Genomic DNA, 14,346 nt, shown 5'->3' with positions numbered 1-14,346 from the left:
TAAGCTCGTGTGCGAGTAAGCGGCGGGGTAGCTTCATCCCGCCTGTTCCAGTCTAGTTGACGCGGCCAGCCTGATTTGAATCCGCCCCTTGCCTGCTGAATCGACGCGGGCTCTTTACCGCCGCGTGACCCGCGCCCGCCCGTGCCTTGCTACGCTGTGCCCCATGAGCACCTCCGCCGCCCTCCCCCCGGGAAGCACGACGCCGGACACGCCCCGGCCGCTGCTCGCTCCCCGTGCGCCGGGGAGCCTTGCTGCGGCGCACCGTGCTGTGGCGTTCCCTGCGATGGTGTTCCCTGTGCCGGTGTTCGTTGTAGTGGGGCTGGCAGGCTGCGGGCTGATGCCCGGCGGCACCACCCATTACATTCCGGAGCCGGCCGTTGCCCTTGCCGGATACGACTGCAACGTTGCGGTGCCCGGCATGGGCGCAGCGGAACTGAAGGACCCGGCGTCGTTCGCCAGGGGCAGCGTTCCTGAAGGCTTTGCGACGGCCGGCGTGGTGCGCTGCCGCGAAGACTTCAACCTGCCTTCCGGACCTCCGCCTGTGGGCCCGTCGCCAAAGTCGGAGTCCGATCCCGGATACGCCATTGTCGAGGAGCACCTCGGCGGCGACTACGCACCACTGCTGGCTGCCTTGGCAGAACCCAGCGACCGTCAGAACGGGGGTGTGTGCCCGGCGATGGCTGAAATCATCCCCGACCTGTGGCTTCTCAACGCCGCAGGCAAGGCGGTCCATGTCCAGTGGCCACTGACGGCATGCCACTTCACCAAGCCCGGAGTCAGCGAGGCCCTTGCCAACCTGACTGTCACCTCCAGCACCACCCTCCACGTCCCCGTGTCGGGAACACACTCGCAGCCGTCACCCTTGCCGGGCACCCCCTCTGGCGGGCCCGCCTCCGGAGGGGCAAAGTGACGCCGGCTCCGACCAGACCAGCGTCGGTCAGGTCCGCGCCATTCAGGTCCGCTCCGACCAAGTCTGCTCCGGCGACGGGCGCAGCATTTGGTGCCGCACGGCCCAGGGTCTGGATGGCCCAGGCCGTCATTGCGGCCACCGCCGCGGTGCTGCTTCTGACGGCCTGTACCCCCCATTACCAGCCAGAACCGGCAGCACTGCAGGACACTGTGGACTGTTCAACGGCCGTGGGCTGGAATACGGATGCCCCAAATCCCGCACTCCAACAGAAGGGACGGGTGCCGAAGGGTTTCATCCCCGTCGATGCAGTCCTCTGCACGTGGTCGCAGCAGGTTTCCGCCTCCACTGCCACCACCGCCGCCAAAGCCATTGTCACCAGGGAGCACCTCGCCGGGGACTACACCGCCGGGGACTACACCGCCCTGCTGGCCGCACTGGCCGAACCCAGCGACCGTGCGCACAACGTGTCCTGCCTCGACTATGCCGAGCTGGTCCCCGAGTTGTGGCTTGTCAATGCTGCCGGCAAGGCAATCAACGTGCAGTGGCCGCTGGATGGCTGCGAGAACTCCAAACCGGACACGGCCAAGGCCTTGGCAGGACTCACCGTCACCGAAACCACCATCCTTCCCGGAAAGGCAACCCCCATGAAGGCCCCCCAATGAACGCCGGCCATTCGGTGAAAGCCGGCCATTCAATGACCGCCGGCCACCGAATCCGCGCCGCCGCCAATGCCCTCAACCTCTCCACCGCAACCGGACTCCTGCTGGCCGGACTCAGCCGCACGCGCGTGGAAAAGGGTCCGCAGGGTTTGCTCCTTGGCACCCACTACAAACCGAAGCTTCCCCTTGCCGGCGCTTTCACCGTTGGCAACGTTGTGTTTTACCGGGCAGACCGGGCCTTCATCGACTCCCGGCCCGAGCTGCTGGGGCACGAGGCCCGGCACGCAAGCCAGTACGCGTGCTGCCTGGGTTTGCTCTTCTTCCCGCTCTATGCCGCCTGCGCCGCCTGGTCCCTGTGGCGCACCGGCAATCCCGGGAGCCGGAACTTCTTTGAACGCCATGCCGGTCTCCAGCAGGGCGGCTACCGCGAACTTCCCACCGTGGCCAGGCTGCCCGCCGTCGTCAATTGCCTGCTCCGGCTTGTCCGGAACAAGCCAGTCCGCAACAACGCAGTCCGGCAACGGCCCGTCCAGCAGCATCCCGTCCCAGCCAAGCCCGCACGATCTGCGGAACCCGAGGAGAGGCACCACCCATGATCCATTCCGAAAACACCACCAGCAACACGGTTACCGTCACCGGCAGGGGCACGGTCCAAGCCGTCCCCGACTATTTCAACATCAACATTGGCATTGAGGCCGCCCGCCCCACGGTGCGCGAGGCCTATGCGAGCGCCAGTGCGGCGATGAACGCCGTCAACGCCACGCTCGTGGCGCAAGGCATCGCCCGGGACGTGATCAGCTCCTCCTCGCTCGACGTCCGGGTGGACACCCGCTGGCAGGAAGGCAGCGGGTCCGTGGTGACCGGATACACCGTCTCCAGCACCCTGAGCGTGGCGCTGCGCTATGACCAGGGAGCCGAAGACGTGGTTGCCGCCGTGGTGGACACCGGCAGCGACAGTGTCCGGCTCAACGGCATGTCCCCCGTAGTTTCGGATCCTTCGGCGGCCCAGGATGCGGCCAGGGCCGTGGCCTGGGCCGACGCGCGAAGGGCCGCTGAACTATACGCCCAGCTGGCAGGGCGGTCGCTGGGTGCCGTGGCCCACGTAGTGGAAGGCGCAGGCCACGACGACGGGATGCCGCGGCCCATGATGGCCCGTGCCGCCATGTCCACGGACAGCGCCATGGCGATCGAGCCGGGCCAAAGCAACGTCTCCCTGGCTGTCACCACGACTTGGTTCCTGGAGTAGCCGCCGGCGTTCCAGCCTGACAGCCTTGCCGACCGATCACCCGGCGGCCTAGGTGATGGTAATTTCGCGCTTGAGGATCTTCCCCGTCGGCCCCTTGGGCAGTGCCTCCATGATGACAATTTTGCGCGGATACTTGTAGGCGGCCACGCGGGCCTTGACGAATTCCTTGATGTCCGCGGCGAGAGCCTCGGGGTCTGCGGCCCCGTCCGCATCTTCCTTGAGCGACACGGCAGCGACAACCTCCTCGCCGTGGACGTCGTCGCGCCTGCCAATGACGGCGGCCTCTGCGACGGCGGGGTGTTCGTAGAGGACTTCCTCCACTTCCCGCGGGTAGACGTTGTAGCCGCCGCGCAGGATCATGTCCTTTTTCCTGTCGACGATGAAGAACACACCGTCGTCGTCCTTGCGGCCGAGGTCGCCGGTGAAGAACCAACCGTCCCTGATGGCGGTGGCCGTGGCGTCTGGGTTCTTCCAGTACCCCTTCATGATGTAGCCGCCTGCCGCGACGATCTCGCCGACGGTGTCGGTGGGCACTTCGTTGCCTTCCTCGTCCACCACCTTCAGCTGCGCCCCGTCGACCACCGTGCCGATGGAGCCGGCCTTGCGGACCCCGTCCACCTGGTTGAAGCAGATCACGGGGGAAGTTTCGGAGAGGCCGTAGCCTTCCAGCAAGGTCGCTGAGAAGGTCTTTTCAAATTCGTGCAGGATTTCCACCGGCAGCGCCGAGCCGCCCGAGGCAGCCACGCGCAGGCTGGAGACGTCATAGTTCTCCCGCCCCGGGGCGCGCAGCAGCGCGATGTACATGGTGGGAACGCCTTCAAAGATGGTGACCTTGTCCCGCTGGATGATCTCCAAGGCCTTGACCGGCTCGAATCTGGGCAGAATGGTCACGGTGGCCCCGCCCAGCACTGCGGCATTCAGTGCGCAGGTCTGGCCAAAGACATGGAAAAACGGCAGGCCGCCAAAGATCACGTCCCCGGGGGCGATGCTGAAAAGATGCGTCGACAACTCGGCATTGCTCAGCAGGTTCCCATGCGTCAGCTCGGCCCCCTTGGGTTTGCCTGTGGTGCCCGAGGTGTAAAGAATGACGGCGGTGTCATCCACCTCTGCCGGCGCAATGTCGGTGATGGCCTCAGCCGCGGACACGACGCCCATGAGCGCTGCGTCGATCGGGATGGTCCGTGTCCCCGTGGCGGCTGCGGCGGGTTCGACCTCCCCCATGGATCCTTCCCAAGCGAAGGCCAGCACGGCGCCGGAATCGGCAAGGTGATACTCAACCTCCCGGGCCTTCAACAGCGGGTTCAGTGGAACTACGATGGCCCCAAAACGCAGGATGCCGTAGTACAAGGGCGGCATTTGCGGCAGGTTGGGCGAAATGAGTGCCACCCTGTCCCCGGGTTTGATCCCGTTCGCAGCCAGCAGGCCGGCAACTTTGGCGCTGAGCATTTCCAAGGCCCCAAAGGAAATTTCAATGTCGTCCAACTTGATGGCGACTCCTGCGGGATTGCTTTGCGCAGATGCGCCAACGATGGTGGCCAGGTTCGTCATGTCCGCTCCTTGGTGGTGAGGCTGCCCGGCGGGACGCATGTCCCTGAAGGGACGTCGCCTGCTCCCGGGCAGTTGGGGCGCCTTCGCCCCATGGTTCAACCATAATGCCAGCATGGGTGATACACGACACATTGTTACCGGCGAGTAATAAAATCTTTCCATGCCGGGCATTGCCCCGTTGATAGAATATATGTTCTAATATTGCCATGCGGTGGACACGTCAACAGCTCAACCAGCCACTCTTCCCCGATCAGGCTGACACCAACCAGCCCGTACCGGGGCAGCCCCGTGCGACCCCGGCCGGAAAGGAGGACAGGAACAATGCCGGCCCAGCGGAAGCAGCCGGGGCAGCCCTGCCGTTGCTGCCCTTGGCCGGGTTGGTGAAGAGTGTCACGACACCCGAGTTTGTCGGCATCACTTTCCATGAGGTGCTCGCAAAGTCGGCCTTGAACAAGGTCCCGAGCACTTCTTCGATGCCGTTTGGCTGGACGGTGAATCCCTACCGTGGATGCTCCCACGCCTGCGTGTACTGCTTCGCGCGGAAAAGCCACAGCTACCTCGACTTTGACCCGGGGAAGGACTTTGATTCACAAGTTGTCGTCAAGGTCAATGTTGCCGAAGTCCTGCACAAGGAACTGCGCAAGCCTTCCTGGCAGCGCGAGCACGTGGCGCTGGGAACCAACACAGACCCCTACCAGCGGGCCGAGGGTCGCTACAAGCTCATGCCCGGAATCATCAACGCCTTGGCGGATTCCGGCACGCCGTTTTCCATCCTGACGAAGGGAACGCTATTGGCCCGGGACCTCCCGTTGCTGCGGACAGCAGGGAAACAGGTCAGCGTGGGTGTCGGCATTTCGCTGGCACTGCTGGACGAGGGACTGGCACAGGCGCTGGAACCGGGAACACCTGCTCCCCAGGCTCGGCTGGCCTTGATTGGCAAGTTGCGCGACGCCGGATTGCCCTGCGGTGTCATGGCCATGCCCATCCTGCCGTGGCTCACGGATTCCCCGGAAGCCTTGGATGCCCTGTTCGCGTCCCTGGCGCGTGCCGGGGCCACAGGGGTGAGCGCCGGCGCCTTGTTTTTGCGCCCCGGAACCCGGGAATGGTTCATGCAATGGTTGGCACGCGAATACCCGGCCCTCGTGGGCAGCTACCGGCGCCTGTATGGCAGCGGCGCCTATGCTTCCAAGGAGTACCGGCAATGGTTGGCCGCCAGGGTCAACGAAGCGAAAGCCCGCAACGGCTTCACCACCCAAGCGTTCGTCCACGATCCCCGGCGCGAAGAAGCCCGATACCCGGCGGGCAGCCTGCCGCCACCAGAGCGCGAAAGCAGCAGATTCAGTGGCAGTGAAGAGTCGCAAAAGGCGGGAACCCCCGTGGGGACTCCCGCCTTTTCCGATCCTTCGCCCACCCTCTTCTAACGCACCAGCCGGATTGGCACCAGGCCCTGTCGCTCGCCCGGCCTGCGCGCTGGAAGCATCAAATTTCGTCGGCTATCCGCTCTTGCGGCGGAACTCGCGCTTGTGGCTTGCAGAACCGTGCGAAGAGCTGATCTTTGCATCATTGGCTGCTTCGACGCTGCCATGCTGCTTGTTCTTCTTGTTTTCCAGGGCCTGGCGAAACTTTTCCTTCGTTTCATCACTGGCACCGGTGGGGGTTTGTTCGTCGTGCTTACCACTTGTCATGGCACAACCTCCTTGGGGTTTTCAAACCCCAGTCTGGCACACGGTGCCAGGTTTTCAACACCCGCATGGGCCCTTTTATTATTTGGCTGCAAAAGCCACAAGTGCGTGCACAATCGGCAGGTCGGCGGGGATCCAATCCAGCGCCAAGATCCCTGCACCGTCAAGTTCAACCCATTGCAGCAGGTCGTGGTCCTCCAACGGCTCCGGTGTTCCCTCCGTCACACGGGCGAGCCACACGCGCATGGCGGCGCTGGCATTCAAGGGCCAGCCCGCCGACGTCGGACATTCCAGCTCAATGCCCAATTCGGCCCGCACCCCCAGCTCCTCGGCCAGTTCCCTGTGCAGTGCCTGCTGCGGGGTCTCCCCCGGCTCCACCTTGCCACCCGGGAATTCCCACATGCCGGCGAACTCCGGCGGGGCAGTGCGCCTCGCGGCCAGGAGCTTCGCGGGGCGTTCAAGGGAGTCCACCAGGGCGGCGCCAACTATCTGCTTCTTCATCGTCACCAAGCCAGTCTAGTAACGAACTACACTGGAAGCTGCCTCTCGCGGCACAACCCAGCCCAGTGGCGCTGGCACCACCTGCCCGGCACCGTGCGCCAGCGAAGGAAAACCACCCTGCGAAAGTTGCTTCATGACCCTGCATAAAACCCAGCACGAGCCCACCTCCTTCTCCCCAAACATTGTGGCCCTGGCAATCCTGTCGCTGGCCATCGGAGGCTTTGGCATCGGCACCACCGAATTTGCCATGATGGGCCTGCTGCCCAATGTCGCCGAAGGCGTGGGGGTCAGCGTGCCCACGGCAGGGCATGTGATTTCCGCCTACGCACTGGGCGTCGTGGTGGGCGCTCCGCTGCTGGTGGCCGTCGGGGCAAAGATGCCGCGCAAAGCTCTGGCGCTGGGGCTCATGGTGCTCTTTACCGTGGGCAACCTGCTGTCCGTTTTCGCCCAGGACTACACAACTTTGCTTTTCACCCGCTTCATTGCCGGCCTGCCCCATGGCGCCTTCTTTGGCGTAGCCGCCGTATTGGCGGCATCCCTGGTGGCACCCACCAAACGGGGCAGGGCCATCTCGATGGTCATGATGGGCCTGTCCGTGGCCAATGTGCTGGGCGTACCGCTGGCCACCTTTGTGGGGCAACAATTTGGGTGGCGCTGGTTGTTCGTGCTGGTGGCCATCATTGGTCTCGTCACCATCGTGTTCATCTCGATCTTTGTCCCGGCCCAGAAGGCCCATCCCGACGCAAGCTTGCGCAGTGAGCTCAGCGCCTTGCGTCGCGGCCAGGTTTGGCTGACACTGCTGGTGGGTGTTGTCGGCTTCGGCGGCTTCTTCGCCGTGTACACCTACGTCGCCAACACCATGACGGACGTTGCCGGCTTCCCCTCCGACTTCCTCCCCATCATCGTGGGGCTGTACGGCTTGGGCATGGTGGCGGGCAGCTACATTGGCGGCAGGATGGCGGACTGGTCCGTCATGGGCAGCATCTACGCCATGATGGGCTTCATCGCCGTGATCCTGGTGATCTACGCAGCCACCGTGCACATCCCACTGATGGCACTGGTGATGATCTTCGTCATTGGAGCTTCCGGGTCCATGCTCGTGCCGTCGCTGCAGACTCGCCTGCTCGATGTTTCCCCAGGAGCCCCAACGCTCGCCTCGTCGCTGAACCACTCCGCACTGAACATGGCCAACGCCCTCGGCGCATTTGCCGGCGGCCTTGTCATTACCTGGGGCTGGGGTTACACCGCCCCGGCGATGGTGGGTGCGGCACTTGCCGTACTGGGGCTGGCCATTGCACTGTTCAGCGGCCTCCTCGACAAGGTCGGCAGCAAGGCCACCCTGCCAATCTGAGCCGCATCCAACGCCGGCCTGTCCCGCAGGCCTGTCCAGGCCTGTTCAGGCCTGTAGCCAGATAATGCCCGGAGCGGGGGCGCGATGCTGATTACGGCTTGGGAGCAGGTGCTTGCTCCGCATAGATGTCTGGTTCCAGATAGATCACCGTGGCGATGGGAACGGCGGCGCGTACCCGCAATTCGGCGGCGTTGATGGCTGCGGCAATCTGCGCACCGGTTTCACACTCCGACACGGCGATCTTGGCCGCCACCAGCAGCTCCTCCGGTCCCAGATGCAAGGTTTTCAGGTGGATAATGCTACTCACCCCTGGTCCCACAAGGGCCGCTTCAACCGCACGCACATCCTCCACCGTGGCGGACTCCCCCAGGAGCAGCGACTTGGTCTCCAGCGCCAGGATGACCGCCACACACACCAACAGCAGGCCAATCAAAGCAGTGCCGGCCGCATCCCACAAACCGTTGCCGGTAACGATTGTCATGGACACGCCGAAGAGTGCAAAGACAAGGCCCACAAGGGCTGCGGCGTCCTCGAGTAGGACCACCGGCAATTCGGGTGCTTTAGACGTCCTGATAAACTGGATCAGGTTGCGCTTGCCTCGAGCAGCGTTTGATTCCTGCAGGGCCACATAAAAGGACCGGCTTTCCAAAGCGATCGCCCCCAGCAGCACTGCCACCGGAACCCATGCCCATTGCGGTTCTATGCCGTGCGGGTGCTGCACCTTCTGGTAGGCCTCATACAGGGCAAAGAGACCGCCGACACTAAAGAGCACGATGGAGACGATGAAAGCATAAACGTAGCGTTCACGCCCGTAGCCAAACGGGTGCTCTGGGCTGGCCTGGCGCTTGGCCTTCTTCCCGCCCACCAACAGCAACAGCTGGTTGCCTGAATCTGCCAAAGAGTGGATGCCTTCGGCCAGCATCGATGAAGACAAAGTCAAAAAATAGGCCAGAAACTTCAATACGGCAATGCAAACATTGGCGACAAGCGCCGCAATTATTGCCTTGTTGCTGCCTTCATGAGACACGGTGGCTTCCCCCTCGTTCGTGGCGGCCCTGCTGGCACGCCGGCATGGGCCAGATGCCCACAACGAAAAGTATTCTACAGGGCCACGCTACCGGATCTGGCTCTAGCACCACCGTACTGTGCCTGATTACACGCCCAGGCTACTGCGTCCGGCGCTGCGCCCTGGCACTCGCGTACAGGCAGACAGTGGCGGCCGTGCCCAAGTTCAGGGACTCCGCAGCCCCGTACACAGGCACCGCGACACGGTGGTCGGCCAACGCTTTCTCTTCACCAGCCAGGCCCTGCGCTTCGTTGCCAAAGAGCCACAACGTGGGATCTTCCAGCGCATAGCTGGAGTCGGGCATCTGCTGGTCGAAGGAACGCGCCGCGCTTTCGTCCTGCAGCAAGTCGAGGTTCAGCTGGCCGTAGCCGTCGGCGGCCAGGGTGCCCACGCCGGCAGCATTGGCAGCCTCCACCACTTCGGCGAGGTCAGCGCCCAGCACAATGGGAAGGTGGAACAAAGATCCGGCGGTGGACCGCACGGCCTTTGGATTGTAGATGTCCACACTGGAGTGGGAGAAGATTACGGCATCGGCACCGGCAGCATCTGCCGCCCGCAGCACCGTTCCGGCGTTGCCGGGGTCCCGCACCTGGACCAGCATGGCGATCAACTTGGGCTTGGAAGCAAACACTTCGGCAAGGGGAACGTCCACAAAATTGCACACGGCCAGCACTCCCTGAGGGGACACCGTGTCTGTCATGGCTGCCAGCACCAGTTCGCTGGCTATGCGCACCTGCAGACGCGAACCCGGCGCAGAGTCCGGTTCGAGCAGGTCGGGGTGCTTCTTCAGGGACTCCACTGTTGCATACAACGCCTCCACCACAGGTGTCCCGCCAGCGGCCAGGCATTCACGGTGCGCGCGCAGGGCTTCCCGAACAGCTTGGGGTCCTTCGGCCAGGAACTGGCGGCGTTTTAAACGGCCCGGGCGCCCGACCAGTTTGGCAACGTCCCTCACTCGATCTGCTCGAGGATTTGTCATTGCTTCTGCTGGCGGGCGCCCGGGTTCACTCATGCTTAGGACTGTAGCAGTCACCTCGCAGGAATCAGGAACCAATACGTTCCTGAAGGCAAAACTGGAATTACTTGGCGGCCGGGGCTGACGTGTCAGCAGGCAGGGCAGCCTTGGCGATCTTCACCAGAGCGGCGAAGGCACCGGCGTCGTTCACGGCCAGGTCGGCCAGCATGCGACGGTCAACCTCGATCTCAGCGGCCTTCAGGCCCTGGATCAAGCGGTTGTAGGTCAGGCCATTGGCGCGTGATGCAGCGTTGATGCGCTGGATCCAGAGGCGACGGAAGTCGCCCTTGCGCTTGCGGCGGTCGCCGTAGCTGTACACAAACGAGTGCAGCAGCTGCTCTTTGGCCTTGCGGTAAAGGCGTGAACGCTGTCCGCGGTAACCCTTTGCGCGCTCAAGAACAACCCGACGCTTTTTGTGGGCGTTTACGGCCCTCTTCACACGTGCCACGTGCGTACTCCTTCAAGTTTAAAGATCCCAAGCCAATCATGCCGGGGAAGGCTTTGTTTGGAATGGCGATCATCCCGAAAGTGGGAATCACACCGATTGACTTGCGAAATTAGATGCCGAGCATCTTCTTGATGTTGCGCACATCTGCCTTGGCGACCAAGAGGTCACCCTTCAGGCGGCGCTTCAAGCTGGAGGACTTGTGCTCCAAGTAGTGGCGGCGGTTGGCCTGCTGGCGGCGAAGCTTACCGGCACCGGTAAGCTTGAATCGCTTCTTCGCACCACTGTGTGTCTTCATTTTAGGCATGAGGACCTGTCTCCTTACGTATCCACCGGCGCTGCCTGTGGTTCTCTTGCAGCGACCAGTTGGGTCACTGTGTGGGTGTATTCACCGCTGAAAAGGAAATACCTTATTCAGCTGAGCTGGGGGTTTCGGCCGCAGGCTCGCTCTTTGCGGAGGCGGGCGTTGCGGCCGGTTTTGCTGCTGCCTTGGCGGCGGGCTTGCTTGCAGGCCTTGCGGCTGCAGGCTTTGCCATGGGCTTCGGCATGGGGATGGGCTTCGCGGTTACAGGCTTCGGCGCAGCGACGGGCTTGGGTGCGACAGCCGGCTTGGCTGCAGCCTTGGGAGCTGCCACCTTCGGTGCCGGAGCCTTCGCCGGGGCAGCCTTGGGTGCAGCGGCCTTGGCCGGTTCAGCCTTGGCCGGTTCAGCCTTGGCAGGTTCAGCCTTGGCAGGCACGACGGCGGGAGCCGGCTCTGCTGCCGGAGCGGCGGCTTCAGGAGCGTCCACGGCCGCAGACGCTTCCGGGGCTGCTTCGGCAACCGGAGCGGGCGCCTCCTGGACAGCCTCGGTTGCGGGAGCCTTGTCGCCGTCCGTCAGGTGCAAACCGTCAGGGAGCAGATCTGCGAGAGACTGCGTCATGGGCACCTTGTTGTCGCGGTCCACGTCAACGCGGGCCGTGCCATTGGCAACTGCATCGTTTTCGGCCTTGGCCTCTGCGCGTTGCTGGTTGCGGCGGGCCTCGGCCTTGGCTTCAGCCTTGTTCTTCAAGGGACCAATAACCATGACCATGTTGCGACCGTCAATGCGGGGGCTCGACTCGATGACGCCAACTTCGGCCACATCTGCAGCGAACTTCTGCAGGAGACGGATTCCCATTTCCGGGCGCTGCTGCTCACGTCCACGGAACTGGATCATGGCCTTGACCTTGTCACCGGATCCGAGGAAACGCAGGGCATGCCCGCGCTTGGTCTCGTAGTCGTGCTTGTCGATCTTGAGGCGGAAGCGGACTTCCTTCAAGACGGTGTTGGTCTGGTTCTTACGGGCTTCACGAGCCTTGACTGCGGCTTCGTACTTGTACTTGCCGAAGTCCATCAGTTTGCAGACCGGCGGCTTGGCCGTCGGCGCTACCTCAACCAGATCCAAGTCGGACTCAGCTGCTAAACGAAGGGCATCCTCAATGCGGACGATTCCTACTTGTTCGCCTGCTGGCCCAACCAGCCGCACCTCGGGGACGCGGATTCGATCATTGATGCGTGGCTCGCTAATCTGTTGCTCCTGTTGCCTAAGAAAAAGGTGAATACCATCAGCAACGAAGAAGGCCTCCAATCTGCTGATGCAGTGGAGGCCTCGAATGGATCGGCGCAGGGTCCCAGACGAGGGACCTGTCCACCCCTAGGGAGTAGGCACCGACCTGAACCAGACAACGCCATGAAGGGTCGAAAGGTGGGAGAGGACTCCGCTTGCAAACTCGCTGCTGCATCTCTTGCAGCCTGTTGATTTTCATCTTTTCAGGCGCTGATAAATAACAGCATCGAGGTGGTCTGTGACAAGCTTAGCAGTATGAGTAGCTCAGATAATAATTCGGACCCCCGCAACACCTTTCAGGCCTCCCCGGAAGAGGCCATGAGCGACGCACATGCAGCCTCTGTCATGCGTGACATCGCCGAAGTTCCGGCCGTGGAAGTCATTACGACGGCGGCCGTTCACCTCATGAGCGCAGCAGCGGTCAAGTGCGGGCTGGCCGAGGGTGACAATGCCGAGGAGCTCAAAGATCTGGATGAAGCCCGCAAGCTCATCACGGCCTTGGCCGGTTTCATCACGGCTGCAGCCCCGGAAATTGGCAGCCAGCACGCCGGACCGTTGCGCGACGGACTGCGCGCCCTGCAGCTGGCCTTCCGCGAAGCCTCTTCACATCCAGACGCCCCCGGCCAAGGCCCCGGCGAGAAGTTCACCGGCGCCGTCAACTAATCCCCAATCCCTCCCCAAGGGGGTCCGCTGGCGCGTACCCCCCTTGGGGCCCCTCGGGATTGTGGGCCCAGGCGACCCGCCAGAACCGCTGGCGCGAACCCCCTTGGGGCCCCTCGGGATTGTGGGCCCAGGCGACCCGCAAGAACCGCTGGCGCGTACCCCCTTGGGGCCCCTCGGGATTGTGGGCCCAGGCAAATCGCAGTGGTCGCTTTCACCAGAAATGCCGTCCTTTGACGGAAATGCCACAGTTTGTTCCATGGCATTTCCGTCAAAGGACGGCATTTTTGCTGCGTGGCCCCCGGCCAGACGGTGTCGGGCGGCCTCAGTGCCTTCTCACACCAGCTCAGGTTCCGCCGCCAGGCCGTTGAGTTCTTCGTCGACCTCCAACCGACCAGCGGCGACGCCTCGTTGCCAGGAACGCATGGCAATCAGTCCGATGGCTGCCAGGACAGTGCAGATCGCACCCACAATGGCGAAGCCGGCCCATGAGCCGATGCCGTCGATCACCGCCCCGGCGAAGGGCGCTCCCAAGGCACTGCCAAGCGTCAGGGAAGACCCGTACCACCCCATGGCCTCGCCGCGGCGTCGTTCGCTCACCATGTCCGCAATGTGTTCGGCGCTCGAAGTCAGCAGCGGAGCGCACACCAGTCCCGGCAGGATGCACAGCAGCCCAAGGGTCCACGCATTGGTGGCAAAACCCATGGGAATGATCAGCACGGCCATGGCACCAAGGAGCCACAAGGGATTGATCGAGCGCTTCAACGCCCCGTAGATGATGCCGCCAACAATCGAGGCACCACACCAGAAAAAGAACACTATGCCAAGGTCGCCCACCCTGTCGTTGTGGCGCATGGTGGCGACCATGCCAACGTTGGTGCCGGCCAGAACCAGGCCTGCGCCAAGTGAAGTGCCCAAAATGGCCAAGATGGCAAGGTTGATCCAGCGTAGATTGTGCCGCTGCAGGGCCCAAAAGCGGGCAAGCACGTTGCGGCCTTGAAAATCCGGTGCTTCTTGGTCTTCAACTGGGTCGGCGGGCTGGATCTCCGGCGCACCAACAGCCACGAAAGAACCCTTCTGACCTGTCCGTGTGGGCGGGTTCAACCACATCAAGAACACTCCGGCCATGGAAGCAGTGACGCCGATGATGATCAGGCCGGCCACCGTATGCGTGCTGGTCGCCAGCACAACGCCGGTGGCCGGACCAATCATGAACGTGATTTCCCCGCCCATGGAATCCAGGGCATAGGCGGTGCGGCGTTGTTCAGGGGGAACCATGACTCCCAGCGCCTGACGGACCACAGAGAAAATGGGCACGGCAAAAAGACCACCAATGAATGCCGCGACAATCAGTAGCTGGAAATTCAGGAAAGGTGCAGTGCTCCAGACAACCACTTCAGCAATCACCGAGGGCGCCAGAGCCCGGCGCAAACCGTATATGTCCACCAGCCGGCCGCGCCACGGCGCGCCGAAGGCCATGCCGATGGTGATGGCGGCAGCGACGATGCCTGCCGCCGCGTAGCCCAAATCCATGGTCTCAACCACGTGCAGGGTCAGCAATACTCCGGCTGCTGCATGGGGAACGCGGGCAAGCATGGCGACAACCAGCAAGTTGCGCACCGCTCCAACCGCGAGTATTTCGCGGTAGGCTGCAAAATTCACGTTGGGGACTACTCT

17 protein-coding genes are annotated in these 14,346 nt (G+C 63.1%); 7 read left to right on the top strand and 10 right to left on the bottom strand.

All coding sequences use genetic code 11. The features are described 5' to 3' along the window. Positions 1-163 precede the first annotated feature (163 nt). Complete coding sequence (locus QMG25_RS10905) at positions 164-910, top strand: hypothetical protein (RefSeq protein ID WP_283460115.1); 747 nt, start codon at positions 164-166, stop codon at positions 908-910. Here the strand turns inward: QMG25_RS10905 and QMG25_RS20525 are convergent. Next, on the bottom strand, positions 804-1,040 hold the full coding sequence (locus QMG25_RS20525) for a pentapeptide repeat-containing protein (protein WP_502866385.1): 237 nt from the start codon (positions 1,038-1,040) through the stop codon (positions 804-806). The two genes, QMG25_RS10905 and QMG25_RS20525, sit on opposite strands and share 107 nt — an antisense overlap. Here QMG25_RS20525 and QMG25_RS10900 point away from each other — a divergent pair. Genes QMG25_RS10900 through QMG25_RS10890 form a run of 3 tightly spaced genes read left to right on the top strand, consistent with a single transcriptional unit; the run spans position 1,024 to position 2,815 of the window. Further along, positions 1,024-1,572, top strand: a complete 549-nt coding sequence (locus QMG25_RS10900; protein WP_283460113.1) for a hypothetical protein — start codon at positions 1,024-1,026, stop codon at positions 1,570-1,572. The genes QMG25_RS20525 and QMG25_RS10900 overlap by 17 nt on opposite strands. Then, positions 1,569-2,165: a hypothetical protein gene (locus QMG25_RS10895; protein WP_349307127.1), complete on the top strand. Its 597-nt coding sequence runs from the start codon at positions 1,569-1,571 to the stop codon at positions 2,163-2,165. Before QMG25_RS10900 ends, QMG25_RS10895 begins: the two co-directional genes overlap by 4 nt. Further along, the gene (locus QMG25_RS10890; protein WP_283460111.1) at positions 2,162-2,815 is read left to right on the top strand and encodes an SIMPL domain-containing protein; all 654 of its coding nucleotides are present in this window, start codon (positions 2,162-2,164) and stop codon (positions 2,813-2,815) included. The genes QMG25_RS10895 and QMG25_RS10890 overlap by 4 nt, the downstream gene beginning before the upstream one ends. A 48-nt stretch (positions 2,816-2,863) precedes the next feature. Here the strand turns inward: QMG25_RS10890 and QMG25_RS10885 are convergent, their stop codons facing one another. Then, complete coding sequence (locus QMG25_RS10885) at positions 2,864-4,363, bottom strand: long-chain-fatty-acid--CoA ligase (RefSeq protein WP_283460109.1); 1,500 nt, start codon at positions 4,361-4,363, stop codon at positions 2,864-2,866. 206 nt (positions 4,364-4,569) lie between these two features. On the opposite strand from QMG25_RS10885, the gene QMG25_RS10880 reads away from it, so the two are divergent. Continuing rightward, positions 4,570-5,784 carry an Rv2578c family radical SAM protein gene (locus QMG25_RS10880; RefSeq protein WP_283460107.1) on the top strand — a complete coding sequence of 405 codons (1,215 nt, stop codon included), beginning with the start codon at positions 4,570-4,572 and terminating at the stop codon, positions 5,782-5,784. Between the two features lie 72 nt (positions 5,785-5,856). Here QMG25_RS10880 and QMG25_RS10875 read toward each other — a convergent pair whose 3' ends face one another. Both QMG25_RS10875 and QMG25_RS10870 read right to left on the bottom strand, forming a co-directional pair. Continuing rightward, positions 5,857-6,048 (bottom strand): DUF5302 domain-containing protein, encoded by a 192-nt coding sequence (locus tag QMG25_RS10875; RefSeq protein WP_283460105.1) that lies wholly within the window; start codon positions 6,046-6,048, stop codon positions 5,857-5,859. Positions 6,049-6,126: 78 nt separating this feature from the next. Further along, positions 6,127-6,546 (bottom strand): (deoxy)nucleoside triphosphate pyrophosphohydrolase, encoded by a 420-nt coding sequence (locus tag QMG25_RS10870; RefSeq protein WP_283460176.1) that lies wholly within the window; start codon positions 6,544-6,546, stop codon positions 6,127-6,129. Positions 6,547-6,679: 133 nt separating this feature from the next. Here QMG25_RS10870 and QMG25_RS10865 point away from each other — a divergent pair, with 133 nt between their 5' ends. Beyond that, entirely contained in the window at positions 6,680-7,897 is a 1,218-nt protein-coding gene (locus tag QMG25_RS10865; protein WP_283460103.1) for an MFS transporter, read from the top strand. Positions 7,898-7,988: 91 nt separating this feature from the next. Here QMG25_RS10865 and QMG25_RS10860 read toward each other — a convergent pair whose 3' ends face one another. The 5 genes from QMG25_RS10860 to infC all read right to left on the bottom strand — a co-directional run bounded on the left by QMG25_RS10860 (position 7,989) and on the right by infC (position 11,928). Then, on the bottom strand, positions 7,989-8,924 hold the full coding sequence (locus QMG25_RS10860; protein WP_283460101.1) for a cation diffusion facilitator family transporter: 936 nt from the start codon (positions 8,922-8,924) through the stop codon (positions 7,989-7,991). A 139-nt stretch (positions 8,925-9,063) separates the two neighbouring features. Continuing rightward, positions 9,064-9,975 (bottom strand): TrmH family RNA methyltransferase, encoded by a 912-nt coding sequence (locus QMG25_RS10855; RefSeq protein ID WP_283460098.1) that lies wholly within the window; start codon positions 9,973-9,975, stop codon positions 9,064-9,066. A gap of 67 nt (positions 9,976-10,042) precedes the next feature. After that, positions 10,043-10,426, bottom strand: a complete 384-nt coding sequence (rplT, locus tag QMG25_RS10850; RefSeq protein ID WP_104091346.1) for a 50S ribosomal protein L20 — start codon at positions 10,424-10,426, stop codon at positions 10,043-10,045. Positions 10,427-10,535: 109 nt separating this feature from the next. Beyond that, entirely contained in the window at positions 10,536-10,730 is a 195-nt protein-coding gene (rpmI, locus tag QMG25_RS10845; protein ID WP_283460093.1) for a 50S ribosomal protein L35, read from the bottom strand. A gap of 103 nt (positions 10,731-10,833) precedes the next feature. Beyond that, entirely contained in the window at positions 10,834-11,928 is a 1,095-nt protein-coding gene (gene infC, locus QMG25_RS10840) for a translation initiation factor IF-3 (RefSeq protein ID WP_502866384.1), read from the bottom strand. A gap of 399 nt (positions 11,929-12,327) precedes the next feature. Between infC and QMG25_RS10835 the strand changes: the two genes are divergently transcribed. Further along, positions 12,328-12,672, top strand: coding sequence for a DUF1844 domain-containing protein (locus QMG25_RS10835; RefSeq protein WP_502866388.1), 345 nt, complete (start codon positions 12,328-12,330; stop codon positions 12,670-12,672). Between the two features lie 333 nt (positions 12,673-13,005). On the opposite strand, the gene QMG25_RS10830 is transcribed toward QMG25_RS10835, so the two are convergent. After that, a complete protein-coding gene (locus QMG25_RS10830; protein ID WP_283460087.1) occupies positions 13,006-14,331 on the bottom strand; it encodes an MFS transporter in 1,326 nt (441 codons plus the stop codon). Positions 14,332-14,346: the final 15 nt, after the last annotated feature.

Source organism: Arthrobacter sp. H35-D1 (genome assembly GCF_030063185.1).
Lineage (GTDB): Bacteria > Actinomycetota > Actinomycetes > Actinomycetales > Micrococcaceae > Specibacter.
The sequence above is the reverse complement of the archived record's forward strand: the minus strand, read 5'-3'. Positions and strand labels throughout refer to the sequence as shown.

Excerpts from the sequence above, each read along its gene's own strand:
- QMG25_RS10905 (WP_283460115.1), top strand. The coding sequence starts at position 164 with ATGAGCACCTCCGCCGCCCTCCCCCCGGGAAGCACGACGCCGGACACG.
- QMG25_RS10900 (WP_283460113.1), top strand. The coding sequence starts at position 1,024 with ATGGCCCAGGCCGTCATTGCGGCCACCGCCGCGGTGCTGCTTCTGACG.
- QMG25_RS20525 (WP_502866385.1), bottom strand. The coding sequence starts at position 1,040 with ATGACGGCCTGGGCCATCCAGACCCTGGGCCGTGCGGCACCAAATGCT.
- QMG25_RS10895 (WP_349307127.1), top strand. The coding sequence starts at position 1,569 with ATGAACGCCGGCCATTCGGTGAAAGCCGGCCATTCAATGACCGCCGGC.
- QMG25_RS10890 (WP_283460111.1), top strand. The coding sequence starts at position 2,162 with ATGATCCATTCCGAAAACACCACCAGCAACACGGTTACCGTCACCGGC.
- QMG25_RS10885 (WP_283460109.1), bottom strand. The coding sequence starts at position 4,363 with ATGACGAACCTGGCCACCATCGTTGGCGCATCTGCGCAAAGCAATCCC.
- QMG25_RS10880 (WP_283460107.1), top strand. The coding sequence starts at position 4,570 with ATGCGGTGGACACGTCAACAGCTCAACCAGCCACTCTTCCCCGATCAG.
- QMG25_RS10875 (WP_283460105.1), bottom strand. The coding sequence starts at position 6,048 with ATGACAAGTGGTAAGCACGACGAACAAACCCCCACCGGTGCCAGTGAT.
- QMG25_RS10870 (WP_283460176.1), bottom strand. The coding sequence starts at position 6,546 with ATGAAGAAGCAGATAGTTGGCGCCGCCCTGGTGGACTCCCTTGAACGC.
- QMG25_RS10865 (WP_283460103.1), top strand. The coding sequence starts at position 6,680 with ATGACCCTGCATAAAACCCAGCACGAGCCCACCTCCTTCTCCCCAAAC.
- QMG25_RS10855 (WP_283460098.1), bottom strand. The coding sequence starts at position 9,975 with ATGAGTGAACCCGGGCGCCCGCCAGCAGAAGCAATGACAAATCCTCGA.
- rpmI (WP_283460093.1), bottom strand. The coding sequence starts at position 10,730 with ATGCCTAAAATGAAGACACACAGTGGTGCGAAGAAGCGATTCAAGCTT.
- QMG25_RS10835 (WP_502866388.1), top strand. The coding sequence starts at position 12,328 with ATGAGCGACGCACATGCAGCCTCTGTCATGCGTGACATCGCCGAAGTT.